Origin of the sequence: Pseudomonas sp. SJZ077 (assembly GCF_007993905.1) — a bacterium.
Lineage (GTDB): Bacteria > Pseudomonadota > Gammaproteobacteria > Pseudomonadales > Pseudomonadaceae > Aquipseudomonas > Aquipseudomonas mandelii.
Genome location: NZ_VIUJ01000021.1, coordinates 76001 through 101304, shown reverse-complemented (window position 1 = coordinate 101304; position 25304 = coordinate 76001). Strand labels below are relative to the sequence as shown.

The following is a 25304-nucleotide window of genomic DNA, read 5'->3' as shown; positions in this document are numbered from 1 at the left end:
ACGCTGATGGCTTACTCATATACTGAGAAAAAACGTATCCGCAAGGACTTTAGCAAGTTGCCGGACGTCATGGATGTGCCGTACCTCCTGGCCATCCAGCTGGATTCGTATCGTGAATTCTTGCAAGCGGGAGCGACTAAAGATCAGTTCCGCGACGTGGGCCTGCATGCGGCCTTCAAATCCGTTTTCCCGATCATCAGCTACTCCGGCAATGCTGCGCTGGAGTACGTCGGTTATCGCCTGGGCGAACCGGCATTTGATGTCAAAGAATGCGTATTGCGCGGTGTGACTTACGCCGTACCTTTGCGGGTAAAAGTGCGCCTGATCATTTTCGACAAAGAATCGTCGAACAAAGCGATCAAGGACATTAAAGAGCAAGAAGTCTACATGGGTGAAATCCCCCTGATGACTGAGAACGGTACCTTCGTAATCAACGGTACCGAGCGTGTAATCGTTTCCCAGCTGCACCGTTCCCCGGGCGTGTTCTTCGACCACGACCGTGGCAAGACGCACAGCTCCGGCAAACTGCTGTACTCCGCGCGCATCATTCCTTACCGCGGTTCGTGGCTGGACTTCGAGTTCGACCCGAAAGACTGCGTGTTCGTGCGTATCGACCGTCGTCGCAAGCTGCCTGCATCGGTCCTGCTGCGCGCGCTCGGCTATACCACTGAAGAAGTGCTCGACGCGTTCTACACCACCAACGTTTTCCACCTGAGCGGCGAAACCCTCAGTCTGGAACTGATTGCTTCGCGTCTGCGTGGTGAAATCGCTGTTCTTGATATTCAGGATGAGAAGGGCAAGGTCATCGTTGAGGCTGGTCGCCGTATTACTGCGCGCCACATCAACCAGATCGAAAAAGCCGGTCTCAAGACCCTGGACGTGCCTCTGGAATACGTCCTGGGTCGCACTACCGCCAAGGCCATCGTGCATCCGGCAACCGGCGAAATCCTGGCAGAGTGCAATACCGAGTTGAACACCGAGATCCTGGCAAAAATTGCCAAGGCCCAGGTTGTTCGCATCGAAACTCTGTACACCAACGATATCGACTGCGGTCCGTTTGTCTCCGACACTCTGAAGATCGACTCCACCAGCAACCAATTGGAAGCGCTGGTCGAGATCTATCGCATGATGCGTCCAGGCGAGCCGCCAACCAAAGACGCTGCCGAGACTCTGTTCAACAACCTGTTCTTCAGCCCTGAGCGCTATGACCTGTCTGCGGTCGGCCGGATGAAGTTCAACCGTCGTATCGGTCGTACCGAGATCGAAGGTTCGGGCGTGTTGTGCAAAGAAGACATCGTCGCGGTACTGAAGACTCTGGTCGACATCCGTAACGGTAAAGGCATCGTCGATGACATCGACCACTTGGGTAACCGTCGTGTTCGCTGCGTAGGCGAAATGGCCGAGAACCAGTTCCGCGTTGGCCTGGTACGTGTTGAGCGTGCGGTCAAAGAGCGTCTGTCGATGGCTGAAAGCGAAGGCCTGATGCCGCAAGACCTGATCAACGCCAAGCCAGTGGCTGCGGCGGTGAAAGAGTTCTTCGGTTCCAGCCAGCTTTCCCAGTTCATGGACCAGAACAACCCGCTGTCCGAGATCACCCACAAGCGTCGTGTGTCTGCACTCGGCCCTGGCGGTTTGACTCGTGAGCGTGCTGGCTTTGAAGTTCGTGACGTACACCCGACTCACTATGGTCGTGTATGCCCGATTGAAACGCCGGAAGGTCCGAACATCGGTCTGATCAACTCCCTGGCTGCCTATGCGCGCACCAACCAGTACGGCTTCCTCGAGAGCCCGTACCGTGTGGTGAAAGACGCTCTGGTCACCGACGAGATCGTGTTCCTGTCCGCCATCGAAGAAGCTGATCACGTGATCGCTCAGGCTTCGGCCACGATGAACGACAAGAAAGTCCTGATCGACGAGCTGGTAGCTGTTCGTCACTTGAACGAATTCACCGTCAAGGCGCCTGAAGACGTCACCTTGATGGACGTATCGCCGAAGCAGGTAGTTTCGGTTGCTGCGTCGCTGATCCCGTTCCTTGAGCACGACGACGCCAACCGTGCGTTGATGGGTTCGAACATGCAGCGTCAAGCTGTACCAACTCTGCGCGCTGACAAGCCGCTGGTCGGTACCGGGATGGAGCGTAACGTAGCCCGTGACTCCGGCGTTTGCGTCGTGGCTCGTCGTGGTGGCGTTATCGATTCCGTCGACGCCAGCCGTATCGTGGTTCGAGTTGCTGATGACGAAGTTGAAACCGGCGAAGCTGGTGTCGACATCTACAACCTGACCAAGTACACCCGCTCCAACCAGAACACCTGCATCAACCAGCGTCCGCTGGTGCGTAAAGGTGATCGGGTTCAGCGTAGCGACATCATGGCCGACGGTCCGTCCACCGATATGGGTGAGCTGGCTCTGGGTCAGAACATGCGCATCGCGTTCATGGCATGGAACGGCTTCAACTTCGAAGACTCCATCTGCCTGTCCGAGCGTGTGGTTCAGGAAGATCGCTTCACCACGATCCACATTCAGGAACTGACCTGTGTGGCGCGTGACACCAAGCTTGGGCCAGAGGAAATCACTGCAGACATCCCGAACGTGGGTGAAGCTGCACTGAACAAGCTGGACGAAGCCGGTATCGTTTACGTAGGTGCTGAAGTAGGCGCAGGCGACATCCTGGTTGGTAAGGTCACTCCGAAAGGCGAGACCCAGCTGACTCCGGAAGAAAAACTGCTGCGTGCCATCTTCGGTGAAAAAGCCAGCGACGTTAAAGACACCTCCCTGCGCGTGCCTACCGGCACCAAGGGTACCGTCATCGACGTACAGGTCTTCACCCGCGACGGCGTTGAGCGTGATGCTCGTGCACTGTCGATCGAGAAGACTCAACTCGACGAGATCCGCAAGGACCTGAACGAAGAGTTCCGTATCGTTGAAGGCGCCACTTTCGAACGTCTGCGTTCCGCTCTGGTCGGCCACAAAGCCGAAGGCGGCGCCGGCCTGAAGAAAGGTCAGGACATCACCGACGAAGTTCTCGACGGTCTTGAGCATGGTCAGTGGTTCAAACTGCGCATGGCTGAAGATGCTCTGAACGAGCAGCTTGAGAAGGCTCAGGCCTACATCGTTGATCGCCGCCGTCTGCTGGACGACAAGTTCGAAGACAAGAAGCGCAAACTGCAGCAGGGCGATGACCTGGCTCCAGGCGTGCTGAAAATCGTCAAGGTTTACCTGGCAATCCGTCGCCGCATCCAGCCGGGCGACAAGATGGCCGGTCGTCACGGTAACAAGGGTGTGGTCTCCGTGATCATGCCGGTTGAAGACATGCCGCACGATGCCAATGGCACTCCGGTCGACGTCGTCCTCAACCCGCTGGGCGTACCTTCGCGTATGAACGTTGGTCAGATCCTTGAAACCCACCTGGGCCTCGCGGCCAAAGGTCTGGGCGAGAAGATCAACCGGATGATCGAAGAGCAGCGCAAAGTCGCTGAGCTTCGTAAATTCCTCGACGAGATCTACAACCAGATCGGCGGTCGTAACGAAGATCTGGATAGCTTCTCCGACCAGGAAATCCTGGATCTGGCGAAGAACCTGCGTGGCGGCGTTCCAATGGCCACTCCAGTGTTCGACGGCGCCAAGGAAAGCGAAATCAAGGCCATGCTGAAACTGGCAGACCTGCCAGAAAGCGGCCAGATGCAGCTGACCGACGGCCGTACCGGCAACAAGTTCGAGCGCCCGGTTACTGTTGGCTACATGTACATGCTGAAGCTGAACCACTTGGTAGACGACAAGATGCACGCTCGTTCTACCGGTTCGTACAGCCTGGTTACCCAGCAGCCGCTGGGTGGTAAGGCGCAGTTCGGTGGTCAGCGTTTCGGGGAGATGGAGGTCTGGGCACTGGAAGCATACGGTGCTGCTTACACTCTGCAAGAAATGCTCACAGTGAAGTCGGACGATGTGAACGGCCGTACCAAGATGTACAAAAACATCGTGGATGGCGATCACCGTATGGAGCCGGGCATGCCCGAGTCTTTCAACGTGTTGATCAAGGAAATTCGTTCCCTCGGCATCGATATCGATCTGGAAACCGAATAACACGTGACGCGAATCGAGAGCGGGGCAGGATTGCCCGCTCTCTGCTCCGCCAGGAGGAAAGGCCTTGAAAGACCTACTGAATTTGCTGAAAAACCAGGGTCAAGTCGAAGAGTTCGACGCCATCCGTATTGGATTGGCATCGCCTGAGATGATCCGTTCGTGGTCGTTCGGTGAAGTTAAAAAGCCGGAAACCATCAACTACCGTACGTTCAAACCTGAACGTGACGGCCTGTTCTGCGCCAAGATCTTTGGCCCGGTAAAGGATTACGAGTGCCTGTGCGGTAAGTACAAGCGCTTGAAGCACCGTGGCGTGATCTGCGAGAAGTGCGGCGTTGAAGTCGCGCTGGCTAAAGTTCGTCGTGAGCGCATGGCGCACATCGAACTGGCCTCGCCAGTTGCCCACATCTGGTTCTTGAAATCGCTGCCGTCGCGTATCGGCTTGCTGATGGACATGACCCTGCGTGATATCGAACGCGTTCTCTATTTCGAGAGCTATGTCGTTATCGATCCAGGCATGACCACCCTTGAAAAAGGTCAGCTGCTCAACGACGAGCAGTACTTCGAAGCGCTGGAAGAGTTCGGCGACGATTTCGATGCCCGCATGGGTGCCGAAGCTGTCCGTGAACTGCTGCACGCTATCGACCTGGAACACGAGATTGGCCGTCTGCGCGAAGAAATTCCGCAAACCAACTCCGAAACCAAAATCAAAAAGCTGTCCAAGCGTCTGAAGTTGATGGAAGCCTTCCAGGGTTCCGGCAACCTTCCAGAATGGATGGTGCTGACCGTTCTGCCGGTTCTGCCGCCAGATCTGCGTCCACTGGTCCCGCTGGATGGCGGTCGCTTCGCGACTTCCGACCTCAACGATCTGTATCGTCGAGTGATCAACCGTAACAACCGCTTGAAGCGTCTGCTCGATCTGTCCGCTCCGGACATCATCGTGCGCAACGAAAAGCGTATGTTGCAGGAAGCTGTCGATGCACTGCTCGACAACGGTCGTCGTGGCCGCGCTATCACCGGTTCGAACAAGCGTCCTCTGAAATCCCTGGCTGACATGATCAAGGGTAAGCAAGGTCGTTTCCGTCAGAACTTGCTCGGTAAGCGTGTTGACTACTCCGGTCGTTCGGTAATTACCGTAGGTCCGACCCTGCGTCTGCACCAGTGCGGTCTGCCGAAGAAAATGGCCCTCGAGCTGTTCAAGCCGTTCATCTTCGGCAAGCTGGAAATGCGTGGTCTCGCTACCACCATCAAAGCTGCCAAGAAGATGGTCGAGCGCGAGCTGCCAGAGGTTTGGGACGTTCTCGCTGAAGTGATCCGTGAACACCCGGTTCTCCTCAACCGTGCACCGACCCTTCACCGTCTGGGTATCCAGGCGTTTGAACCGGTACTGATCGAAGGTAAGGCTATCCAGCTGCACCCTCTGGTCTGTGCTGCGTACAACGCCGACTTCGACGGCGACCAAATGGCCGTGCACGTACCGCTGACACTGGAAGCCCAGCTGGAAGCGCGTGCGTTGATGATGTCGACCAACAACATTCTGTCGCCAGCCAACGGTGAGCCAATCATCGTTCCGTCGCAGGACGTTGTATTGGGTCTGTACTACATGACTCGTGAAGCGATCAACGCCAAAGGCGAAGGTCGTGTGTTCGCGGATCTGCAAGAAGTTGACCGTGTGTTCCGTGCCGGCGAAGCCGCGCTGCACGCCAAGGTCAAAGTGCGGATCAACGAAACCGTCAACGATCGTGATGGTGGCAGCGTCAAGAACACCCGTATCGTCGACACCACTGTCGGCCGTGCGCTGTTGTTCCAGGTTGTTCCACCTGGCCTGTCATACGACGTCGTCAACCAGCCGATGAAGAAAAAGGCGATCTCCAAGCTGATCAACCAGTGCTACCGCGTGGTTGGTTTGAAAGAGACCGTGATCTTCGCTGACCAGTTGATGTACACCGGTTTTGCTTATTCGACCATCTCCGGCGTTTCCATCGGTGTTAACGACTTCGTTATCCCGGATGAAAAAGCCCGCATCATCGGTGCTGCTACCGACGAAGTGAAAGAGATCGAAAGTCAGTACGCCTCCGGCCTGGTAACCCAGGGCGAGAAGTACAACAAAGTGATCGACCTTTGGTCCAAGGCGAACGACGAAGTTTCCAAGGCGATGATGGCCAACCTCTCGAAAGAGAAAGTCATCGACCGTCATGGCGTCGAAGTCGACCAAGAGTCCTTCAACTCGATGTACATGATGGCCGACTCGGGCGCACGGGGTTCTGCTGCGCAGATCCGTCAGCTCGCCGGTATGCGTGGTCTGATGGCCAAGCCGGACGGTTCCATCATCGAAACGCCGATTACTGCGAACTTCCGTGAAGGTTTGAGCGTACTTCAGTACTTCATCTCCACTCACGGTGCTCGTAAAGGTTTGGCGGATACCGCGTTGAAAACTGCGAACTCCGGTTACCTGACTCGTCGTCTGGTAGACGTGGCGCAGGATCTGGTTGTGACCGAGATCGATTGCGGCACCGAACATGGCCTGGTAATGACTCCGCACATTGAAGGCGGTGACGTTGTCGAGCCGTTGGGTGAGCGCGTATTGGGTCGTGTCATTGCTCGTGACGTGTTCAAGCCAGGTACCGAAGAAATCATCGTTCCTGCCGGCACGCTGGTAGACGAGAAGTGGGTCGAGTTCATCGAGCTGAACAGCATCGACGAAGTGATCGTGCGTTCGCCGATCAGCTGCGAAACCCGCTATGGCATTTGCGCCAAATGCTACGGCCGTGACTTGGCTCGTGGTCACCAGGTGAACATCGGTGAAGCGGTCGGCGTTATCGCTGCCCAGTCCATCGGTGAGCCGGGTACCCAGCTGACCATGCGTACGTTCCACATCGGTGGTGCGGCAAGCCGGACCTCCGCAGCTGATAGCGTTCAGGTGAAGAATGGCGGTACCGTCCGTCTGCATAACCTGAAACACGTTGAGCGAGTGGATGGTTGCCTGGTTGCTGTGTCCCGTTCCGGTGAGCTGGCGATCGCTGATGACTTCGGTCGTGAGCGCGAGCGTTACAAGCTGCCGTACGGTGCTGTGATTTCGGTTAAAGAAGGTGACAAGGTCGACGCTGGCGCAATCGTGGCCAAGTGGGATCCGCACACTCACCCAATCGTTACCGAAATGAAAGGTACCGTGACCTACGTGGGCATGGAAGAAGGCATCACGATCAAGCGTCAGACTGACGAATTGACCGGTATGACCAACATTGAAGTACTCGACGCCAAAGACCGTCCAGCTGCCGGTAAAGATATCCGTCCTGCTGTGAAGATGGTTGATGACAACGGCAAGGATCTCTTGCTGCCGGGTACCGACGTAATTGCTCAGTACTTCCTGCCTGCTAACGCCCTGGTCGGTGTAGCGGACGGCGCGAAAATCGCGATCGGTGATGTTATCGCTCGTATTCCGCAAGAGACTTCGAAAACCCGTGACATCACCGGTGGTCTGCCGCGTGTTGCCGACTTGTTCGAAGCCCGTCGTCCGAAAGAAGCCTCGATTCTGGCTGAAGTCAGCGGCACCATCGCGTTCGGTAAAGAGACCAAAGGCAAGCGCCGTCTGGTCATTACCCCGAACGACGGTAGCGATCCGTATGAAGAGCTGATTCCGAAGTGGCGTCACCTGAACGTCTTCGAAGGCGAACAGGTAAACCGCGGCGAAGTTATCTCCGACGGCCCAAGCGATCCACACGACATCCTGCGTCTGCTGGGTGTGAGTGCGCTGGCCAAGTACATCGTGAACGAGATCCAGGACGTTTATCGTCTGCAAGGCGTGAAGATCAACGATAAGCACATCGAGACCATCCTGCGTCAGATGCTGCGTAAAGTTGAAATCGCTGAATCCGGCGATTCCAGTTTCATCAAGGGCGACCAGATGGAATTGACTCACGTTCTGGTAGAGAACGAGCGTTTGGCTGGCGACGAGAAATTCGTTTCCAAGTTCACTCGCGTGCTGCTGGGTATCACCAAGGCGTCGTTGTCCACCGAATCGTTCATCTCGGCGGCTTCCTTCCAGGAAACCACTCGCGTACTGACCGAAGCGGCGGTAACCGGCAAGCGCGATTACCTGCGCGGCCTGAAAGAAAACGTAGTCGTGGGTCGTCTGATCCCGGCCGGTACCGGTCTGGCTTATCACAGCGAGCGCAAGCGCCGCCGTGATGCTGACAAACCGTTGCGCGTTAGCGCCAGTGAAGTGGAAGCTGCACTGACCGAAGCACTGAACTCGAGCGGTAACTGAGTTCTGCGGTAAATGAGTGTGGGGCCCCGGTCGTTCCGTTCATCGAATCGAGACAATTTGTCGAGGTTGGATGAGCGGGGAGGTCGGGGCCTTGCCTTGACTGGGGACAAGATCCTCTTTAGACTCTTGTACCCCTAAATTTGGCGGGAATTCGTTCCTGCCATTTTGCTTTTCTTGCAAGACAATAGCGTCGCAAGACAACAGTGGAGCTAGTAGATGGCAACTATCAACCAGCTGGTACGTCAGCCGCGTAAGCGTATCGTCGAGAAATCCGACGTGCCTGCGCTGCAGAACTGCCCGCAACGTCGTGGCGTATGCACCCGTGTGTATACCACCACGCCGAAAAAACCTAACTCGGCACTGCGTAAAGTATGCCGTGTGCGTCTGACCAACGGTTTCGAGGTTTCCTCGTACATCGGCGGTGAAGGCCACAACCTGCAAGAGCACAGCGTGGTACTGATCCGCGGCGGTCGTGTAAAAGACTTGCCAGGTGTTCGTTACCACACCGTACGCGGTTCTTTGGATACTTCCGGCGTTAAAGGTCGTAACCAGGGTCGTTCGAAGTACGGTACCAAGAAGCCTAAGTAGTAGCGGCTTTTTGTAAGAACTGATTTTCTATTTTTCTGAGTCGATAAGAGTAAGGTCGGAGGCGTCCCGAAAGGGCACCGATTCCGAGCGAACCTGAAGACCGTTTGAGGGCTTATCCATGCCAAGAAGACGCGTAGCAGCCAAGCGCGAAGTGCTTGACGATCCAAAATACGGCAGCCAGATCCTGGCCAAGTTCATGAACCACGTAATGGAAAGCGGCAAGAAAGCCGTTGCCGAGCGTATCGTTTATGGCGCGCTGGAAAAGGTTAAAGAACGCAAGAACAGCGATCCCCTGGAAATCTTCGAGAAAGCTCTCGACGCCATCGCTCCGCTGGTCGAAGTAAAGTCGCGCCGTGTAGGCGGTGCCACTTACCAGGTTCCGGTCGAAGTTCGTCCGTCCCGTCGTAACGCTCTGGCAATGCGCTGGTTGGTAGACTTCGCCCGTAAGCGCGGCGAGAAGTCTATGGCTCTGCGTTTGGCTGGCGAACTGTTGGACGCTGCTGAAGGCAAAGGTGCTGCAGTTAAGAAGCGTGAAGACGTGCACCGTATGGCTGAAGCCAACAAGGCTTTCTCGCACTACCGCTTCTAATTTTAGCGTCACTAATTTTGCGAGGGCTTTATGGCTCGTACTACACCGATTAATCGCTACCGTAACATTGGTATCGTTGCTCACGTGGATGCTGGTAAAACCACCACCACCGAGCGCGTCCTTTTTTACACTGGCAAAAGTCACAAAATGGGCGAGGTGCATGACGGCGCCGCGACCACAGACTGGATGGTGCAGGAGCAGGAGCGTGGTATTACCATTACTTCTGCTGCTATTACCGCCTTCTGGCAGGGTTCCGAGAAGCAGCACAAAGACCAGTATCGCTTCAACGTCATCGACACCCCGGGCCACGTTGACTTCACTATTGAAGTTGAACGTTCCTTGCGTGTTCTCGACGGCGCGGTCGTTGTGTTCTGCGGCACCTCGGGTGTTGAGCCTCAGTCGGAAACCGTATGGCGTCAGGCCAACAAGTACGGCGTTCCACGTCTTGTTTATGTAAACAAGATGGACCGTGCTGGTGCGAACTTCCTGCGCGTGATCGGTCAGATCAAACAGCGTCTGGGTCACACCCCGGTTCCAATCCAGTTGGCTATCGGTTCCGAAGACAACTTCCAGGGTCAGATCGACCTGATGGCTATGGAAGCTGTTTACTGGAATGATTCTGACAAAGGCATGGTTCCAGTTCGCAAGCCTATCCCTGCAGAACTGCAGGAGCTGGCTGACGAGTGGCGCGGCAATATGGTTGAAGCTGCGGCTGAAGCCAGCGAAGAGCTGATGAACAAGTACCTCGAAGGTGAAGAACTCACCAACGCGGAAATCAAGGCCGCTCTGCGTCAGCGTACTATCGCTGGTGAGATCGTTCTGGCTGTTTGCGGTTCTTCCTTCAAGAACAAGGGTGTTCCCCTGGTTCTCGACGCCGTGATCGACTACCTGCCTGCTCCTTCCGACATTCCTGCCATCAAGGGTACAGACCCGGATGACGAGACCAAGGAAATGGAGCGTCACGCAGACGACAGCGAGCCGTTCTCGGCTCTGGCGTTCAAGATCGCTACCGACCCATTCGTGGGTACTTTGACCTTCGTTCGAGTTTACTCGGGCGTGTTGGCCTCCGGCGACGGCGTGATCAACTCGGTTAAAGGCAAGAAAGAGCGTGTGGGTCGTATGGTGCAAATGCACGCAAACGCCCGTGAAGAAATCAAGGAAGTACGCGCTGGTGACATCGCGGCCTTGATCGGCATGAAGGACGTCACCACTGGTGAGACTTTGTGCAACGCTGACAAGCCAATCATCCTGGTTCGCATGGACTTCCCGGAGCCGGTTATTTCGGTTGCCGTAGAGCCTAAGACCAAGGATGACCAGGAAAAAATGGGCATCGCTCTGGGCAAGCTCGCTCAGGAAGATCCATCTTTCCGCGTCAAGACTGATGAAGAGACTGGTCAAACGATCATCTCCGGCATGGGCGAGTTGCACCTGGACATCCTGGTTGACCGGATGCGCCGTGAGTTCAACGTCGAAGCCAACATCGGTAAGCCACAAGTTTCGTACCGTGAGCGCATCACGAAGAGCTGCGAAATTGAAGGCAAGTTCGTTCGTCAGTCCGGCGGTCGTGGCCAGTTCGGTCACTGCTGGATTCGTTTTGCTCCTGCTGACGAAGGTCAGGAAGGTCTGCAATTCCTGAACGAAGTAGTGGGTGGTGTGGTTCCTAAGGAATACATCCCGGCTATCCAGAAGGGTATCGAAGAGCAGATGAAGAACGGCGTTGTGGCCGGCTATCCGCTGATCGGCCTGAAGGCTACCGTGTTTGATGGTTCTTACCACGACGTCGACTCGAACGAGATGGCGTTTAAGGTGGCTGCTTCCATGGCAACCAAGCAACTGGCCCAGAAGGGCGGTGGTGAGTTGCTTGAGCCGATCATGGCGGTAGAGGTTGTTACACCTGAAGACTATATGGGTGACGTGATGGGCGACCTTAACCGTCGTCGCGGCATGATCCTGGGTATGGAAGACACGGTCTCCGGCAAAGTAATTCGTGCTGAGGTTCCGCTGGGCGAGATGTTCGGTTATGCAACTGACGTCCGTTCCATGTCCCAAGGTCGCGCAAGCTACTCTATGGAATTCAAAAAATACAATACGGCTCCGTCGCACATCGTCGAAACCGTTACCAAAAAACAAGGCTGATTCAGCCCCTTTAGGCTAGGAGTTAATTGTCGTGGCTAAAGAAAAATTTGACCGTACCCTCCCGCACGTCAACGTTGGCACCATCGGTCACGTCGACCACGGTAAAACCACGCTGACCGCTGCTCTGACTCGCGTCTGCTCCGAAGTTTTCGGTTCGGCCGTTGTTGCTTTCGACAAAATCGACAGCGCTCCGGAAGAAAAGGCTCGTGGTATCACCATCAACACCGCGCACGTTGAATACAACTCGCTGATCCGTCACTACGCTCACGTTGACTGCCCAGGTCACGCTGACTACGTGAAGAACATGATCACCGGTGCTGCTCAGATGGACGGCGCTATCCTGGTTTGCTCGGCCGCTGATGGTCCGATGCCACAAACCCGTGAACACATCCTGCTGTCCCGTCAGGTTGGCGTTCCGTACATCGTTGTCTTCCTGAACAAGGCTGACATGGTTGACGACGCTGAGCTGCTGGAACTGGTTGAGATGGAAGTGCGCGACCTGCTGAGCACTTACGACTTCCCAGGTGACGACACTCCGATCATCATCGGTTCGGCTCTGATGGCTCTGAACGGCCAAGACGACAACGAAATGGGCACCACTGCCGTTCGTAAGCTGGTTGAGACTCTGGACAGCTACATTCCAGATCCAGTTCGCGTTATCGACAAGCCGTTCCTGATGCCAATCGAAGACGTATTCTCGATCTCCGGTCGCGGTACTGTTGTAACTGGCCGTATCGAGCGCGGTATCGTCAAGGTTCAGGATCCACTGGAAATCGTTGGTCTGCGTGACACTACTGTCACCACCTGCACCGGTGTTGAAATGTTCCGTAAGCTGCTCGACGAAGGTCGTGCTGGCGAGAACTGCGGCGTTCTGCTGCGTGGTACCAAGCGTGACGACGTTGAGCGTGGCCAGGTTCTGGTTAAGCCAGGTTCGGTCAAGCCGCACACCAAGTTCGAAGCTGAAGTCTACGTTCTGAGCAAAGAAGAAGGCGGTCGTCACACTCCGTTCTTCAAAGGCTACCGTCCACAGTTCTACTTCCGTACTACTGACGTGACTGGTAACTGCGAACTGCCGGAAGGCGTTGAAATGGTAATGCCAGGCGACAACATCAAAATGGTTGTCACCCTGATCAAGACCATCGCAATGGAAGACGGTCTGCGTTTCGCTATCCGTGAAGGCGGTCGTACCGTCGGCGCTGGCGTCGTAGCCAAAATCATCGAGTAAGCTCTTTTCGAGTTGGCTTTGATGAATTGAAAAAGCCCCCGCTTAGCGGGGGCTTTTTTATTGGGTTGACACCTATATGGGGCGTCTATAGAATTGCGCCTCCTTTTAACGGGCGTATTGCGCTCGGTGGGAATAGCAGCCGGAGTCTGAAATCCAATGCAAAATCAGCAAATCCGTATCAGGTTGAAGGCTTTTGACCATCGCCTGATCGACCAATCCACCCAGGAAATCGTGGAAACCGCGAAACGTACTGGTGCTCAAGTGCGTGGTCCAATTCCACTGCCTACCCGTAAAGAGCGGTTCACCGTTCTGGTCTCCCCGCACGTCAACAAAGACGCGCGTGACCAGTACGAGATCCGTACTCATAAGCGCGTACTGGACATCGTCCAGCCAACGGATAAAACCGTTGATGCTCTTATGAAGCTTGATCTGGCGGCCGGTGTGGAAGTACAGATCAGCCTCGGCTAAGACTCGGTCTTAGTCGTGTAACGCTCTGAAATGGGCGGCCATAGCGGGTGAAAGCCCCGTACACTCATGAGGTTTACAACATGACTATTGGTGTAGTCGGTCGTAAATGCGGTATGACCCGTATTTTCACCGAAGAAGGTGTCTCCATTCCGGTCACGGTCATTGAGATCGAGCCGAATCGCGTCACCCAGTTCAAAACTGAAGAGACCGATGGCTATCGTGCAGTGCAAGTCACTGTAGGCGAGCGTCGTGCTTCGCGTGTTACAGCCGCTCAAGCTGGCCACTTCGCTAAAGCGAACGTTGCCGCTGGTCGTACCGTAATGGAATTCCGCCTTGAAGAAGGCGAGTACCAGGCCGGCGATCTGATCAACGCTGAAATCTTCGCCGCTGGTCAACTGGTTGATGTAACCGGTCAGTCCAAGGGTAAAGGCTTCCAGGGTACGATCAAGCGTTGGAACTTCCGCGGGCAAGATAATACCCACGGTAACTCCGTGTCCCACCGCGTTCCAGGCTCTATCGGCCAGTGCCAGACTCCTGGTCGTGTATTCAAGGGCAAAAAAATGTCCGGTCATATGGGCGCTGAGCGCGTGACCGTGCAGTCCCTCGAAGTAGTGCGCGTGGACGCTGAACGCAATCTGTTGTTGGTCAAGGGCGCTGTTCCTGGCGCTACTGGCGGCAACTTGGTTGTACGTCCAGCAGCCAAGGCTCGCGGTTAAGGGGAAGCTGACATGCAATTAAATGTAAATGACGCTCAAGCGATCGAAGTTTCCGAACTGACATTTGGCGGCGAATTCAACGAGACGCTGGTTCACCAAGCAGTCGTGGCCTACATGGCCGGCGGCCGTCAAGGTAGCAAGCAGCAAAAGACCCGTTCCGACGTTCGTGGTGGCGGTAAGCGCCCATGGCGTCAGAAAGGTACTGGCCGTGCTCGTGCCGGTACTATCCGTAGCCCAATCTGGCGTGGCGGCGGTACCACTTTCGCAGCTCGTCCTCAGGATCACACCCAGAAGCTGAACAAGAAGATGTATCGCGCAGCAATGCGTTCCATCCTTGCTGAGCTGGTGCGTACTGATCGTCTGGTTGTGGTTCAGGACTTCGCTGTTGATGCACCGAAGACCAAAGATCTGCTGAACAAACTGACCGGCATGGGCCTGACTGACGTCTTGATCGTGTCTGAAGTAGTTGATCAGAACCTGTACCTGGCTGCTCGTAACCTGCCACACGTTGATGTACGTGACGTGCAAGGTTCCGATCCAGTTAGTCTGATCGCATACGACAAGGTGTTGATCACCGTGTCGGCCGTGAAGAAATTCGAGGAGCTGCTGGGATGAACCAGGAACGCGTATTTAAAGTTCTGCTTGGCCCGCACGTTTCCGAGAAGGCTACGGTTCTGGCTGACAAGAAAGGCCAGTTCGTTTTCAAGGTTGCAACTGACGCAACCAAGCTGGAAATCAAGAAGGCCGTCGAAAGCCTGTTCAGCGTGAAAGTAGAGCGTGTTACTACCCTGAATGTTCTGGGTAAGAGCAAGCGCACTGCTCGCGGTCTGGGCAAGCGTAATGACTGGAAGAAGGCAGTTATCTCCCTTCAGCCAGGCCAAGATCTCGATTTCAGCAGCAGTGCTGAGTAAGGAAGGGGTGCATCATGGCAATTGTTAAATGCAAACCGACTTCCCCTGGCCGCCGTTTTGTGGTCAAGGTGGTCAACCAGGAGCTGCATAAAGGCGCTCCTCACGCACCGCTGCTCGAGAAAAAATCGAAGACTGGTGGTCGTAACAACAATGGTCGCATTACCACTCGTCACATCGGTGGTGGCCATAAGCAGCATTATCGTCTGGTCGATTTCCGTCGCAACGACAAAGATGGCATCTCTGCCACTGTCGAGCGTATCGAATACGATCCAAACCGTACTGCTCACATCGCTCTGCTGCTGTACGCAGATGGCGAGCGTCGCTACATCATCGCCCCTAAAGGCGTGAGTGCTGGCGACCAGCTGATCGCAGGTGCTTTGGCGCCGATCAAGCCGGGCAACGCTCTGCAACTGCGTAACATTCCAGTTGGTAGCACCGTACACGGCATCGAATTGAAGCCAGGTAAAGGCGCGCAAATCGCTCGGTCCGCTGGTGCTTCGGCTCAGCTGATCGCTCGTGAAGGTGTCTACGTGACCCTGCGTCTGCGTTCTGGTGAGATGCGTAAAGTGCTGGCTGAATGCCGCGCGACCCTGGGTGAAGTCTCGAACTCCGAGCACAGCCTGCGTTCGCTGGGTAAAGCTGGTGCCAAACGCTGGCGTGGCGTTCGCCCAACCGTTCGTGGTGTTGCCATGAACCCGGTTGACCACCCACATGGTGGTGGTGAAGGTCGTACCTCTGGTGGTCGTCATCCGGTATCGCCATGGGGCTTCCCGACTAAGGGCGCGAAGACTCGTGGTAATAAGCGTACCGACAAAATGATCGTCCGTCGTCGCAAGTAAATAGAGGGATACGACAGTGCCACGTTCTCTGAAAAAAGGTCCTTTTATTGATCTTCACCTACTGAAGAAGATCGAAGTGGCGGCGGAAAAGAACGATCGCAAACCAGTTAAAACCTGGTCGCGTCGTTCGATGATCCTGCCACAAATGGTCGGTCTGACCATTGCAGTTCATAACGGTCGTCAACATGTTCCAGTTCTCGTGAACGAAGACATGGTCGGCCACAAACTAGGCGAGTTTGCCGGTACCCGCACATATCGTGGGCACGTGGCAGACAAGAAAGCCAAGCGTTAAGGGGTAAGGAACGATGGAAGTAGCCGCTAAGTTGTCGGGCGCTCGAATCTCCGCCCAGAAAGCCCGCTTGGTCGCCGACCAGATCCGCGGGAAGAAGGTGGGCGAAGCGCTCAACCTGTTGGCTTTCAGCAGTAAGAAAGCCGCCGAGATCATGAAGAAAGTGCTGGAGTCGGCCGTAGCCAACGCCGAGCATAACGAAGGCGCAGACGTTGATGACCTCAAGGTCAGCACCGTTTTCGTCAACGAAGGGCGTTCGCTGAAGCGAATCATGCCACGTGCCAAAGGCCGTGCTGATCGCATCGTCAAGCGGTCTTGCCATATCACTGTCAAGGTTGCTGACAAGTAACGGAGTCGAAGAGATGGGTCAGAAAGTACATCCCATTGGCATTCGCCTGGGAATCGTCAAGGAACACACCTCCGTCTGGTACGCAGACGGTCGGACTTATGCGGACTATTTGTTCGCTGATCTGAAGGTGCGTGAGTATCTCCAAGACAAACTAAAAAGCGCGTCCGTAAGCCGTATCGATATCCATCGTCCGGCTCAAACTGCACGTATCACCATCCACACCGCTCGTCCAGGTATCGTTATCGGGAAGAAAGGTGAAGATGTTGAGAAACTGCGTCAGGACCTGACCAAACAAATGGGTGTGCCTGTGCACATCAATATCGAAGAAATCCGCAAGCCGGAACTCGACGGTATGTTGGTTGCGCAGAGCGTAGCTCAGCAGCTGGAGCGTCGCGTAATGTTCCGTCGCGCTATGAAGCGCGCTGTACAAAACGCCATGCGCATTGGTGCCAAAGGCATCAAAATCCAAGTGAGCGGTCGTCTCGGCGGTGCTGAAATCGCACGTACTGAATGGTATCGCGAAGGTCGTGTGCCACTGCACACCCTGCGTGCCGACATCGACTATGCCAACTACGAAGCTCACACCACTTACGGTGTGATCGGTGTAAAGGTTTGGATCTTCAAAGGCGAAGTAATTGGTGGTCGCCAAGAAGAACTGAAACCACAAGCACCAGCGCCTCGTAAAAAAGCTGCTAAGTAAGGGGTACGCCAAATGTTGCAACCAAAGCGTACGAAGTTCCGCAAGCAGATGACAGGCCACAACCGTGGTCTGGCTCAGCGCGGTAGCAAAGTCAGCTTCGGCGAGTTCGCGCTGAAGTCTGTAGCTCGTGGTCGTCTCACCGCTCGTCAGATCGAGTCAGCGCGTCGTGCTCTGACCCGTCACGTTAAACGTGGCGGCAAGATCTGGATCCGTGTATTCCCGGACAAGCCTATCTCCAAAAAGCCACTCGAAGTTCGGATGGGTAAAGGTAAGGGTAGTGTGGAGTACTGGGTAGCCCAGATTCAGCCAGGCAAAGTCCTGTATGAAATCGAGGGCGTTTCTGAAGAGCTGGCGCGTGAGGCTTTTGCCCTGGCTGCTGCAAAGCTGCCGCTCGCCACCGCTTTTGTTAAACGGACGGTGATGTGATGAAAGCGAATGAACTTCGTGAAAAAGACGCGCCGCAGCTTAACGAGCAACTGCTCGGCCTGCTGCGCGACCAGTTCAATCTGCGCATGCAGAAAGCAACTGGCCAGTTGGGGCAGTCTCACCTGCTCCGGCAAGTTAAGCGTGACATCGCTCGCGTGAAGACTGTGCTCAAACAGCAGGCAGGTAAGTAATCATGGCTGAAGCCGAAAAAACCGTCCGTACGCTGACTGGCCGTGTTGTCAGCGACAAAATGGACAAGACCATCACCGTTCTGATCGAGCGTCGCGTTAAGCACCCGATCTACGGTAAATACGTTAAGCGTTCGACTAAGCTGCACGCGCACGACGAAACCAATCAGTGCCACATCGGCGACAAAGTCACTATTCGTGAAACTCGTCCTTTGGCCAAGACTAAGTCTTGGGCGCTGGTTGATGTTCTCGAACGCGCTGTGGAAGTCTAAGGACTAGGGGTCGGAGAAATTATATGATTCAGACTCAATCCATGCTCGATGTGGCCGATAACTCTGGCGCTCGCCGTGTTATGTGCATCAAGGTGCTGGGTGGCTCCCATCGTCGTTACGCTGGTATCGGTGACATCATCAAAGTTACCGTCAAGGAAGCAATTCCTCGCGGTAAAGTGAAAAAAGGCCAAGTGATGACTGCTGTTGTAGTCCGCACTCGTCACGGCGTACGCCGTGCTGATGGCTCCATTATCCGCTTTGATGGCAACGCTGCTGTTCTTCTGAACAACAAGCAAGAGCCGATCGGCACCCGTATCTTTGGGCCAGTGACCCGTGAACTTCGTACTGAGAAGTTCATGAAGATCGTCTCGCTCGCCCCAGAAGTGCTGTAAGGAGATCCGACATGCAAAAGATTCGTCGTGACGACGAGATCATCGTGATCGCCGGCAAAGACAAAGGTAAGCGCGGTAAGGTGCTTAAGGTTCTCGCTAATAACCGTCTGGTTATTGGTGGTCTGAACCTGGTTAAGCGTCATACCAAGCCTAACCCGATGTCGGGCGTACAAGGCGGTATCGTCGAAAAAGAAGCTCCACTGGACGCTTCTAACGTCGCCATTTTCAACGGCGAAACCAACAAGGCTGACCGCGTTGGTTTCAAAGTAGAAGACGGCAAGAAAATTCGTGTCTTCAAGTCGACCCAAAAAGCGGTTGATGCTTGAACACTGCTAGGTAGAAGACCATGGCACGACTAAAAGAGATTTACTGGAAGGAAATCGCACCGAAGCTTAAGGAAGAACTTAAGCTTTCGAACGTGATGGAAGTTCCACGCGTTACCAAAATCACCCTGAACATGGGTCTGGGCGAAGCTGTCGGTGACAAAAAAGTCATCGAGCACGCTGTTGCCGACCTGGAAAAGATCACCGGTCAGAAAGTCGTTGTGACTTACGCTCGGAAATCCATCGCTGGCTTTAAAGTCCGTGAAGGTTGGCCGATCGGCGTCAAAGTGACTCTGCGCCGTGAGCGTATGTACGAATTCCTGGATCGTCTGCTGTCGATCTCCCTGCCTCGGGTTCGCGACTTCCGCGGCCTGAATGCCAAGTCCTTCGATGGTCGTGGTAACTACAGCATGGGCGTAAAAGAGCAGATCATCTTCCCGGAAATCGACTACGACAAGATCGATGCTCTCCGCGGTCTGGACATTACCCTGACCACCACTGCCAAGAACGATGATGAAGGTCGCGCCCTGTTGCGTGCTTTCAAATTCCCGTTCCGCAACTGATTGGAGTAGGAAAATGGCCAAGATGAGCATGAAAAACCGCGAGCTGAAGCGTCAGCTCACGGTTGCCAAGTACGCCAAAAAGCGTGCAGCACTGAAAGCTATCATCGTTGATCTGAACGCAAGTCCAGAAGCACGTTGGGAAGCTACAGTAGCTCTGCAGAAGCAGCCACGTGACGCAAGCGCCTCGCGCATGCGTAACCGCTGCCGCCTGACCGGTCGTCCACACGGCGTTTACCGCAAGTTCGGCCTCGGCCGTAACAAACTGCGTGAAGCTGCAATGCGTGGTGACGTACCTGGTCTGGTTAAAGCCAGCTGGTAAGCACTATCAAAGTCTCGGTGTTCGGGATCGCAAGATCCTGACCACCGGTGACCTTGAACTTGAATCAAGCCCCTTTTGGGGCTTGATTCATTTGTGGGGTGTGTCTAGAATACCCGGCTCGCCTGAGCCCGTGCTTTTTCCGCATGGATGAGCTCGGCGACAAGTAGTAGCCGCAAGGCTAATTTTTTTGTATTAGGAGCGTCTAGCCCATGAGTATGCAGGACCCGTTAGCGGACATGCTAACTCGAATCCGTAATGCCCAGATGGCTGAAAAGTCCGTCGTAAGCATGCCATCTTCTACTTTGAAGGTAGCTGTTGCCAAAGTCCTGAAGGACGAAGGTTACATTGCGGGTTATCAGATCAGCAGCGAAATCAAGCCACTGCTGTCCATCGAGCTGAAGTACTTCGAAGGCCGTCCGGTCATCGAGGAAGTGAAGCGCGTTAGCCGTCCAGGCCTGCGTCAGTACAAGTCCGTCGATGATCTGCCAAAAGTTCGTGGCGGTCTCGGTGTGTCTATCGTCTCCACCAACAAAGGTGTGATGACGGATCGTGCTGCGCGCGCTGCCGGTGTCGGCGGCGAAGTTCTTTGCACTGTGTTCTAAGGGGGGATAAGCATGTCACGCGTCGCTAAGAACCCCGTTAAGCTGCCAGCCGGTGTCGAAGTAAAATTCGCAGGCCAACAGCTTTCGGTGAAGGGTGCCAAGGGCACTCTCGAACTGAACATCCATTCGTCCGTTGAGATCGTTGAAGAAGCTGGTGAGCTGCGTTTCGCTGCTCGCAATGGCGATCAACAAACTCGCGCAATGGCTGGTACCACTCGTGCGTTGGTAAACAACATGGTCCAAGGCGTAAGCCAAGGCTTCGAGCGTAAGCTCCAGCTGGTCGGTGTTGGTTACAAAGCGCAAGCAAAAGGCACAGTGCTGAACCTGGCTCTTGGCTTCTCGCACCCAGTGGATTATGAACTGCCGGAAGGCATCACCGCTGAGACTCCTAGCCAGACCGATATCCTGATCAAGGGCATCGATAAGCAGCTGGTAGGTCAAGTGGCCGCCGAGATCCGCGACTTCCGTCCACCAGAGCCGTACAAAGGCAAAGGTGTGCGCTACGCGGACGAAGTCGTCCGTCGTAAAGAAGCCAAGAAGAAGTAGGGCATAGCAAATGACCGACAAAAAAGTTACTCGACTGCGTCGCGCTCGCAAAGCACGCCTGAAAATGCACGAACTCGAAGTCGTGCGTCTCTGCGTGTTCCGCTCGTCGCAGCACATCTACGCCCAGGTCATTTCGGCCGACGGCAACAAAGTCCTGGCATCTGCCTCGACTTTGGATAAAGAACTGCGTGATGGCGCCACTGGCAACATCGACGCGGCCACTAAGGTTGGCCAGCTGGTCGCTACGCGTGCAAAAGCCGCTGGCGTCTCGCAGGTGGCTTTCGACCGCTCTGGCTTCAAGTACCACGGCCGCGTCAAGGCGCTGGCTGATGCTGCTCGTGAAGCTGGGCTGGAGTTCTAAGTTATGTCAAATAACGACCAAAAGCGCGACGAAGGCTACATTGAGAAGCTGGTTCAAGTTAACCGCGTAGCCAAAACCGTTAAAGGCGGCCGTATCTTCACTTTCACCGCGTTGACCGTGGTAGGTGATGGTAAAGGGCGTGTTGGCTTCGGCCGTGGCAAGTCACGTGAAGTGCCTGCTGCGATCCAGAAGGCAATGGAAGCTGCTCGTCGCAACATGATCCAAGTTGATCTGAACGGCACCACTCTGCAGTACGCAATGAAGTCCGGTCACGGCGCTTCGAAGGTGTACATGCAGCCTGCTTCTGAAGGTACCGGTATCATCGCTGGCGGCGCTATGCGTGCTGTCCTCGAAGTTGCTGGCGTTCAGAACGTTCTGGCCAAGTGCTACGGCTCGACTAACCCGGTAAACGTGGTTCACGCCACTTTCAAAGGTTTGAAAGCTATGCAGTCTCCTGAATCCATTGCCGCCAAGCGTGGCAAAAGCGTCAAGGAGATCTTCTGATCATGGCTACCGTTAAAGTTACGCTGATCAAAAGCATGACCGGCCGCATCCCTAACCACAAACTGTGCGTTAAGGGTCTGCGTCGCATCGGTCACACTGTAGAAGTACTTGATACTCCCGAGAATCGCGGGATGATCAACAAGGCTTACTACATGCTGCGTGTCGAGGGTTAATCGATGAAACTCAATGATCTGAGTCCAGCGCCGGGTTCCCGTCGCGAAAAGCATCGTCCGGGCCGTGGTATCGGTAGTGGTTTGGGCAAGACCGGTGGCCGTGGCCACAAAGGTCAGTCCTCCCGCTCCGGTGGCACCATTGCTCCAGGCTTTGAAGGCGGTCAACAGCCGCTGCATCGTCGCCTGCCTAAGTTCGGTTTCGTTTCCCTGAAGGCCATGGACCGCGCAGAAGTGCGTCTGTCCGAGCTGGCTAAAGTGGAAGGCGACATCGTCACTGTGCAGTCCCTGAAAGATGCCAACGTGATCAACGTCAACGTACAGCGTGTGAAAATCATGCTGTCCGGCGAAGTTACTCGCGCTGTTACCATCGGAAAGGGAATCGGCGCCACCAAAGGTGCGCGTTCGGCTATCGAAGCAGCTGGCGGCAAGTTCGAGGAATAAATGGCTAAGCAAGGTGCTCTCTCTGCGCTCGGCAAAGGCGGTATGTCTGAACTCTGGGCTCGTCTGCGTTTTCTGTTCCTGGCGATTATCGTCTACCGAATAGGCGCACACATCCCGGTTCCAGGTATCAACCCGGACCGACTCGCGGACCTGTTTCGACAGAATGAGGGGACCATTCTTAGCTTGTTCAACATGTTTTCCGGCGGCGCGCTGGAGCGGATGAGTATCTTTGCACTGGGGATCATGCCGTACATTTCGGCATCGATCATCATGCAACTGATGACAGCCGTCAGCCCGCAGCTGGAGCAGTTGAAGAAGGAAGGTGAAGCTGGGCGTCGCAAGATTGCCCAGTACACCCGCTACGGCACTGTCGTCCTCGCTCTCGTTCAGGCAATTGGCATGTCCATTGGTCTGGCGGGGCAGGGCGTTGCGTTCACTGGTGACTTTGGCTTCCATTTCGTCGCGGTATCCACGTTTGTGGCTGGTGCGATGTTCATGATGTGGCTGGGTGAGCAGATTACTGAGCGTGGTGTTGGCAACGGTATCTCGATGTTGATTTTCGCAGGTATCGTCGCCGGTCTTCCGAGAGCGATCGGGCAGTCTTTCGAGTCTGCGCGTCAGGGTGATATCAACATTTTTGCCTTGGTTGCCATCGGTTTGCTGGCAGTAGCGATTATCGGTTTTGTGGTGTTCATTGAGCGTGGTCAGCGTCGTATTGCTGTTCATTACGCCAAGCGTCAGCAGGGTCGTAAGGTCTTTGCTGCGCAGACTAGCCACTTGCCGTTGAAGGTGAACATGGCCGGTGTTATTCCGGCCATTTTCGCGAGCAGCATTTTGCTGTTCCCGGCTTCGTTGGGTACCTGGTTCGGTCAGTCTGAAGGTATGGGCTGGCTGCAGGACATCTCGCAGTCGATCGCTCCTGGTCAGCCGTTGAATATTCTGCTGTTTAGTGCAGGGATTATTTTCTTCTGCTTCTTCTATACGGCGTTGATGTTCAATCCGAAAGACGTAGCGGAAAACCTGAAGAAGTCCGGTGCCTTTATTCCGGGCATCCGTCCAGGTGAGCAGTCTGCGCGCTACATTGATGGCGTTCTGACTCGTTTGACCCTGTTCGGTGCTCTATATATGACGGCCGTATGCCTGTTGCCCCAGTTCCTGGTGGTTGCAGCAAACGTTCCGTTCTACCTTGGCGGGACCTCGTTGCTGATCGTCGTCGTGGTTGTGATGGACTTCATGTCCCAAGTACAATCGCACCTCGTTTCGCACCAGTACGAATCCCTGATGAAGAAAGCCAACCTGAAGGGTTACGGCAGCGGCATGTTGCGCTGAGTACCCATAAGGTTCGAGGAGTTGGTGATGAAAGTTCGTGCATCGGTGAAAAAGCTGTGCCGCAACTGCAAGATTATTCGCCGCGAAGGTGTTGTTCGAGTAATTTGCAGCGCGGAACCGCGTCACAAACAGCGCCAAGGCTGAGTGTGATTGTGCTTCAAGCCCGGTAGCTAGTGCGCTACCGGGTTGATTATTTGTTATTACAGCGATATTATCTCGCGCCCTATTTCTTGGCTTCCGGGGCGTAGGTAGCTGTCAATTGGAGTCCCACTGAATGGCCCGTATTGCAGGCGTTAACATTCCAGATAACAAGCATACTGTTATCTCGCTGACCTACATCTATGGTGTTGGTCGCACTACTGCGCAGAAGATCTGTGCAGTGACTGGGGTAAACCCAGCCGCAAAGATCAAGGATCTGAGCGACGAGCAGATTGAACAGCTGCGTGGCGAAGTGGCGAAGTTCACCACTGAAGGTGACCTGCGTCGCGAAATCAACATGAAAATCAAGCGTTTGATGGACCTCGGTTGCTATCGCGGTCTGCGTCATCGTCGTGGTCTTCCAGTGCGCGGTCAGCGTACCAAGACTAACGCGCGTACCCGTAAAGGTCCGCGTAAGCCGATCCGCAAGTAATCGCCCCAGCGAATCGACAGGAAATTAATCATGGCTAAACCTGCTGCTCGTCCTCGTAAAAAAGTTAAAAAGACAGTGGTTGATGGCATCGCCCACATCCATGCATCTTTTAACAACACAATCGTGACCATCACCGACCGTCAAGGCAACGCTCTTTCCTGGGCTACCTCCGGTGGTTCGGGTTTCCGCGGTTCCCGCAAGTCCACCCCGTTTGCTGCTCAAGTAGCTGCTGAACGTGCTGGTCAAGCTGCGCTGGAATACGGCCTGAAAAACCTCGACGTTAACGTCAAAGGTCCAGGCCCAGGTCGTGAATCTGCAGTCCGCGCTTTGAACGGCTGTGGCTACAAGATCGCCAGCATCACCGACGTGACGCCAATCCCGCACAACGGGTGCCGTCCGCCGAAGAAGCGCCGCGTGTAATCCAGGAGATTGTAAAGAATGGCTCGTTACATTGGTCCAAAATGCAAACTCGCTCGTCGCGAAGGCACCGATCTCTTTCTGAAGAGCGGCGTGCGCGCGATCGAATCGAAGTGCAACATCGAAGCAGCACCTGGTATCCACGGCCAACGCCGCGGTCGCCAGTCCGATTACGGCACCCAACTGCGTGAAAAGCAGAAGGTCCGTCGTATCTACGGCGTTCTCGAGCGTCAATTCAGCGGCTACTACAAAGAAGCTGCTGGCAAGAAAGGTGCAACCGGTGAAAACCTGCTGCAACTGCTCGAATGCCGTCTGGACAACGTTGTATACCGTATGGGTTTTGGCTCTACTCGTGCCGAATCCCGTCAGCTGGTATCGCACAAATCCGTCAGCGTTAACGGTCAGACCGTAAACGTACCGTCCTACCAGGTTCGTGCTGGTGACGTGGTCGCGATTCGCGAGAAAGCAAAGAACCAACTTCGCATTGTCCAAGCTCTCGATCTGTGTGCCCAACGTGGCCGCGTAGAATGGGTAGAAGTAGACACTGAGAAGAAGTCGGGCGTTTTCAAGAACGTTCCTGCTCGCAGTGATCTGTCCGCCGACATCAACGAAAGCCTGATTGTCGAGCTCTACTCCAAGTAAGGGCTAGAAAATAGGTGCATC

32 protein-coding genes are annotated in these 25304 nt (G+C 54.9%); all 32 read left to right on the top strand.

Going from position 1 to position 25304, the window contains the following annotated elements; all coding sequences use genetic code 11:
- Nucleotides 1–6: 6 nt before the first annotated feature.
- The 32 genes from rpoB (at nucleotide 7) to rpsD (ending at nucleotide 25283) form a co-directional block, all read left to right on the top strand.
- Nucleotides 7–4080, top strand: coding sequence for a DNA-directed RNA polymerase subunit beta (gene rpoB / locus FBY01_RS25805; protein WP_017341074.1), 4074 nt, complete (start codon nucleotides 7–9; stop codon nucleotides 4078–4080).
- Between the two features lie 64 nt (nucleotides 4081–4144).
- Complete coding sequence (gene rpoC, locus FBY01_RS25800) at nucleotides 4145–8344, top strand: DNA-directed RNA polymerase subunit beta' (RefSeq protein WP_007896632.1); 4200 nt, start codon at nucleotides 4145–4147, stop codon at nucleotides 8342–8344.
- A 216-nt stretch (nucleotides 8345–8560) separates the two neighbouring features.
- Entirely contained in the window at nucleotides 8561–8932 is a 372-nt protein-coding gene (gene rpsL, locus FBY01_RS25795) for a 30S ribosomal protein S12 (RefSeq protein ID WP_002555494.1), read from the top strand.
- Between the two features lie 118 nt (nucleotides 8933–9050).
- Nucleotides 9051–9521 carry a 30S ribosomal protein S7 gene (gene rpsG / locus FBY01_RS25790; protein WP_002555493.1) on the top strand — a complete coding sequence of 157 codons (471 nt, stop codon included), beginning with the start codon at nucleotides 9051–9053 and terminating at the stop codon, nucleotides 9519–9521.
- Nucleotides 9522–9551: 30 nt separating this feature from the next.
- A complete protein-coding gene (gene fusA, locus FBY01_RS25785) occupies nucleotides 9552–11657 on the top strand; it encodes an elongation factor G (RefSeq protein WP_010467261.1) in 2106 nt (701 codons plus the stop codon).
- A 31-nt stretch (nucleotides 11658–11688) separates the two neighbouring features.
- Nucleotides 11689–12882, top strand: coding sequence for an elongation factor Tu (tuf, locus tag FBY01_RS25780; RefSeq protein WP_007896660.1), 1194 nt, complete (start codon nucleotides 11689–11691; stop codon nucleotides 12880–12882).
- 156 nt (nucleotides 12883–13038) lie between these two features.
- Nucleotides 13039–13350, top strand: coding sequence for a 30S ribosomal protein S10 (gene rpsJ / locus FBY01_RS25775; RefSeq protein WP_003186070.1), 312 nt, complete (start codon nucleotides 13039–13041; stop codon nucleotides 13348–13350).
- An 80-nt stretch (nucleotides 13351–13430) separates the two neighbouring features.
- The gene (gene rplC, locus FBY01_RS25770) at nucleotides 13431–14066 is read left to right on the top strand and encodes a 50S ribosomal protein L3 (RefSeq protein ID WP_003186059.1); all 636 of its coding nucleotides are present in this window, start codon (nucleotides 13431–13433) and stop codon (nucleotides 14064–14066) included.
- 12 nt (nucleotides 14067–14078) lie between these two features.
- Complete coding sequence (gene rplD / locus FBY01_RS25765) at nucleotides 14079–14681, top strand: 50S ribosomal protein L4 (protein ID WP_007896707.1); 603 nt, start codon at nucleotides 14079–14081, stop codon at nucleotides 14679–14681.
- Entirely contained in the window at nucleotides 14678–14977 is a 300-nt protein-coding gene (gene rplW, locus FBY01_RS25760; protein ID WP_002555488.1) for a 50S ribosomal protein L23, read from the top strand. Before rplD ends, rplW begins: the two co-directional genes overlap by 4 nt.
- Nucleotides 14978–14991: 14 nt before the next feature.
- On the top strand, nucleotides 14992–15816 hold the full coding sequence (gene rplB, locus FBY01_RS25755) for a 50S ribosomal protein L2 (RefSeq protein ID WP_003176423.1): 825 nt from the start codon (nucleotides 14992–14994) through the stop codon (nucleotides 15814–15816).
- 16 nt (nucleotides 15817–15832) lie between these two features.
- A complete protein-coding gene (gene rpsS / locus FBY01_RS25750) occupies nucleotides 15833–16108 on the top strand; it encodes a 30S ribosomal protein S19 (RefSeq protein ID WP_002555486.1) in 276 nt (91 codons plus the stop codon).
- Nucleotides 16109–16121: 13 nt separating this feature from the next.
- Nucleotides 16122–16454, top strand: coding sequence for a 50S ribosomal protein L22 (gene rplV, locus FBY01_RS25745; RefSeq protein ID WP_003103908.1), 333 nt, complete (start codon nucleotides 16122–16124; stop codon nucleotides 16452–16454).
- 13 nt (nucleotides 16455–16467) lie between these two features.
- Nucleotides 16468–17154, top strand: a complete 687-nt coding sequence (rpsC, locus tag FBY01_RS25740; RefSeq protein WP_003176422.1) for a 30S ribosomal protein S3 — start codon at nucleotides 16468–16470, stop codon at nucleotides 17152–17154.
- Between the two features lie 12 nt (nucleotides 17155–17166).
- Nucleotides 17167–17580, top strand: coding sequence for a 50S ribosomal protein L16 (rplP, locus tag FBY01_RS25735; RefSeq protein ID WP_007896757.1), 414 nt, complete (start codon nucleotides 17167–17169; stop codon nucleotides 17578–17580).
- Nucleotides 17580–17771, top strand: a complete 192-nt coding sequence (gene rpmC, locus FBY01_RS25730) for a 50S ribosomal protein L29 (protein WP_008030901.1) — start codon at nucleotides 17580–17582, stop codon at nucleotides 17769–17771. The genes rplP and rpmC overlap by 1 nt, the downstream gene beginning before the upstream one ends.
- 2 nt (nucleotides 17772–17773) lie before the next feature.
- Nucleotides 17774–18040 carry a 30S ribosomal protein S17 gene (gene rpsQ, locus FBY01_RS25725; RefSeq protein WP_003176419.1) on the top strand — a complete coding sequence of 89 codons (267 nt, stop codon included), beginning with the start codon at nucleotides 17774–17776 and terminating at the stop codon, nucleotides 18038–18040.
- A 23-nt stretch (nucleotides 18041–18063) separates the two neighbouring features.
- Entirely contained in the window at nucleotides 18064–18432 is a 369-nt protein-coding gene (gene rplN, locus FBY01_RS25720) for a 50S ribosomal protein L14 (protein ID WP_002555479.1), read from the top strand.
- Nucleotides 18433–18443: 11 nt separating this feature from the next.
- A complete protein-coding gene (gene rplX, locus FBY01_RS25715; protein ID WP_003176416.1) occupies nucleotides 18444–18758 on the top strand; it encodes a 50S ribosomal protein L24 in 315 nt (104 codons plus the stop codon).
- Between the two features lie 20 nt (nucleotides 18759–18778).
- Nucleotides 18779–19318, top strand: a complete 540-nt coding sequence (gene rplE / locus FBY01_RS25710; RefSeq protein ID WP_003176415.1) for a 50S ribosomal protein L5 — start codon at nucleotides 18779–18781, stop codon at nucleotides 19316–19318.
- A 13-nt stretch (nucleotides 19319–19331) separates the two neighbouring features.
- Nucleotides 19332–19637, top strand: a complete 306-nt coding sequence (gene rpsN, locus FBY01_RS25705; RefSeq protein ID WP_003176414.1) for a 30S ribosomal protein S14 — start codon at nucleotides 19332–19334, stop codon at nucleotides 19635–19637.
- A gap of 209 nt (nucleotides 19638–19846) precedes the next feature.
- Complete coding sequence (rpsH, locus tag FBY01_RS25700; protein WP_003186040.1) at nucleotides 19847–20239, top strand: 30S ribosomal protein S8; 393 nt, start codon at nucleotides 19847–19849, stop codon at nucleotides 20237–20239.
- 12 nt (nucleotides 20240–20251) lie between these two features.
- Nucleotides 20252–20785 carry a 50S ribosomal protein L6 gene (gene rplF / locus FBY01_RS25695; RefSeq protein ID WP_003176412.1) on the top strand — a complete coding sequence of 178 codons (534 nt, stop codon included), beginning with the start codon at nucleotides 20252–20254 and terminating at the stop codon, nucleotides 20783–20785.
- Between the two features lie 10 nt (nucleotides 20786–20795).
- Nucleotides 20796–21146 (top strand): 50S ribosomal protein L18, encoded by a 351-nt coding sequence (rplR, locus tag FBY01_RS25690; protein WP_003186037.1) that lies wholly within the window; start codon nucleotides 20796–20798, stop codon nucleotides 21144–21146.
- A gap of 3 nt (nucleotides 21147–21149) precedes the next feature.
- Nucleotides 21150–21650: a 30S ribosomal protein S5 gene (gene rpsE, locus FBY01_RS25685; RefSeq protein ID WP_007943782.1), complete on the top strand. Its 501-nt coding sequence runs from the start codon at nucleotides 21150–21152 to the stop codon at nucleotides 21648–21650.
- Between the two features lie 2 nt (nucleotides 21651–21652).
- Nucleotides 21653–21823 (top strand): 50S ribosomal protein L30, encoded by a 171-nt coding sequence (gene rpmD / locus FBY01_RS25680; protein ID WP_147213289.1) that lies wholly within the window; start codon nucleotides 21653–21655, stop codon nucleotides 21821–21823.
- Between the two features lie 3 nt (nucleotides 21824–21826).
- Nucleotides 21827–22264 carry a 50S ribosomal protein L15 gene (gene rplO / locus FBY01_RS25675; RefSeq protein WP_010467269.1) on the top strand — a complete coding sequence of 146 codons (438 nt, stop codon included), beginning with the start codon at nucleotides 21827–21829 and terminating at the stop codon, nucleotides 22262–22264.
- Nucleotides 22265–23593 carry a preprotein translocase subunit SecY gene (secY, locus tag FBY01_RS25670; protein ID WP_007896784.1) on the top strand — a complete coding sequence of 443 codons (1329 nt, stop codon included), beginning with the start codon at nucleotides 22265–22267 and terminating at the stop codon, nucleotides 23591–23593.
- Nucleotides 23594–23620: 27 nt separating this feature from the next.
- Nucleotides 23621–23737: a 50S ribosomal protein L36 gene (gene rpmJ, locus FBY01_RS25665; protein WP_002555468.1), complete on the top strand. Its 117-nt coding sequence runs from the start codon at nucleotides 23621–23623 to the stop codon at nucleotides 23735–23737.
- Nucleotides 23738–23867: 130 nt separating this feature from the next.
- Nucleotides 23868–24224 (top strand): 30S ribosomal protein S13, encoded by a 357-nt coding sequence (rpsM, locus tag FBY01_RS25660; protein ID WP_003186020.1) that lies wholly within the window; start codon nucleotides 23868–23870, stop codon nucleotides 24222–24224.
- Between the two features lie 30 nt (nucleotides 24225–24254).
- Nucleotides 24255–24644 (top strand): 30S ribosomal protein S11, encoded by a 390-nt coding sequence (rpsK, locus tag FBY01_RS25655; protein WP_002555466.1) that lies wholly within the window; start codon nucleotides 24255–24257, stop codon nucleotides 24642–24644.
- A gap of 18 nt (nucleotides 24645–24662) precedes the next feature.
- Nucleotides 24663–25283 carry a 30S ribosomal protein S4 gene (rpsD, locus tag FBY01_RS25650; RefSeq protein WP_003210056.1) on the top strand — a complete coding sequence of 207 codons (621 nt, stop codon included), beginning with the start codon at nucleotides 24663–24665 and terminating at the stop codon, nucleotides 25281–25283.
- Nucleotides 25284–25304: the final 21 nt, after the last annotated feature.

Excerpts from the sequence above, each read along its gene's own strand:
- rplD (WP_007896707.1), top strand. The coding sequence starts at position 14,079 with ATGCAATTAAATGTAAATGACGCTCAAGCGATCGAAGTTTCCGAACTG.
- rpsN (WP_003176414.1), top strand. The coding sequence starts at position 19,332 with ATGGCCAAGATGAGCATGAAAAACCGCGAGCTGAAGCGTCAGCTCACG.
- rpoB (WP_017341074.1), top strand. The coding sequence starts at position 7 with ATGGCTTACTCATATACTGAGAAAAAACGTATCCGCAAGGACTTTAGC.
- secY (WP_007896784.1), top strand. The coding sequence starts at position 22,265 with ATGGCTAAGCAAGGTGCTCTCTCTGCGCTCGGCAAAGGCGGTATGTCT.
- rpsE (WP_007943782.1), top strand. The coding sequence starts at position 21,150 with ATGTCAAATAACGACCAAAAGCGCGACGAAGGCTACATTGAGAAGCTG.
- rpsJ (WP_003186070.1), top strand. The coding sequence starts at position 13,039 with ATGCAAAATCAGCAAATCCGTATCAGGTTGAAGGCTTTTGACCATCGC.
- rplN (WP_002555479.1), top strand. The coding sequence starts at position 18,064 with ATGATTCAGACTCAATCCATGCTCGATGTGGCCGATAACTCTGGCGCT.
- rpsD (WP_003210056.1), top strand. The coding sequence starts at position 24,663 with ATGGCTCGTTACATTGGTCCAAAATGCAAACTCGCTCGTCGCGAAGGC.
- rplP (WP_007896757.1), top strand. The coding sequence starts at position 17,167 with ATGTTGCAACCAAAGCGTACGAAGTTCCGCAAGCAGATGACAGGCCAC.
- rpsG (WP_002555493.1), top strand. The coding sequence starts at position 9,051 with ATGCCAAGAAGACGCGTAGCAGCCAAGCGCGAAGTGCTTGACGATCCA.
- rpsM (WP_003186020.1), top strand. The coding sequence starts at position 23,868 with ATGGCCCGTATTGCAGGCGTTAACATTCCAGATAACAAGCATACTGTT.
- rpsQ (WP_003176419.1), top strand. The coding sequence starts at position 17,774 with ATGGCTGAAGCCGAAAAAACCGTCCGTACGCTGACTGGCCGTGTTGTC.
- rpsC (WP_003176422.1), top strand. The coding sequence starts at position 16,468 with ATGGGTCAGAAAGTACATCCCATTGGCATTCGCCTGGGAATCGTCAAG.
- rplF (WP_003176412.1), top strand. The coding sequence starts at position 20,252 with ATGTCACGCGTCGCTAAGAACCCCGTTAAGCTGCCAGCCGGTGTCGAA.
- rpmC (WP_008030901.1), top strand. The coding sequence starts at position 17,580 with ATGAAAGCGAATGAACTTCGTGAAAAAGACGCGCCGCAGCTTAACGAG.
- fusA (WP_010467261.1), top strand. The coding sequence starts at position 9,552 with ATGGCTCGTACTACACCGATTAATCGCTACCGTAACATTGGTATCGTT.
- rplE (WP_003176415.1), top strand. The coding sequence starts at position 18,779 with ATGGCACGACTAAAAGAGATTTACTGGAAGGAAATCGCACCGAAGCTT.
- rpsH (WP_003186040.1), top strand. The coding sequence starts at position 19,847 with ATGAGTATGCAGGACCCGTTAGCGGACATGCTAACTCGAATCCGTAAT.
- rplO (WP_010467269.1), top strand. The coding sequence starts at position 21,827 with ATGAAACTCAATGATCTGAGTCCAGCGCCGGGTTCCCGTCGCGAAAAG.
- rpsK (WP_002555466.1), top strand. The coding sequence starts at position 24,255 with ATGGCTAAACCTGCTGCTCGTCCTCGTAAAAAAGTTAAAAAGACAGTG.
- rplV (WP_003103908.1), top strand. The coding sequence starts at position 16,122 with ATGGAAGTAGCCGCTAAGTTGTCGGGCGCTCGAATCTCCGCCCAGAAA.
- rplR (WP_003186037.1), top strand. The coding sequence starts at position 20,796 with ATGACCGACAAAAAAGTTACTCGACTGCGTCGCGCTCGCAAAGCACGC.
- rpmJ (WP_002555468.1), top strand. The coding sequence starts at position 23,621 with ATGAAAGTTCGTGCATCGGTGAAAAAGCTGTGCCGCAACTGCAAGATT.
- rplC (WP_003186059.1), top strand. The coding sequence starts at position 13,431 with ATGACTATTGGTGTAGTCGGTCGTAAATGCGGTATGACCCGTATTTTC.
- rplX (WP_003176416.1), top strand. The coding sequence starts at position 18,444 with ATGCAAAAGATTCGTCGTGACGACGAGATCATCGTGATCGCCGGCAAA.
- rplB (WP_003176423.1), top strand. The coding sequence starts at position 14,992 with ATGGCAATTGTTAAATGCAAACCGACTTCCCCTGGCCGCCGTTTTGTG.
- rplW (WP_002555488.1), top strand. The coding sequence starts at position 14,678 with ATGAACCAGGAACGCGTATTTAAAGTTCTGCTTGGCCCGCACGTTTCC.
- rpmD (WP_147213289.1), top strand. The coding sequence starts at position 21,653 with ATGGCTACCGTTAAAGTTACGCTGATCAAAAGCATGACCGGCCGCATC.
- rpsL (WP_002555494.1), top strand. The coding sequence starts at position 8,561 with ATGGCAACTATCAACCAGCTGGTACGTCAGCCGCGTAAGCGTATCGTC.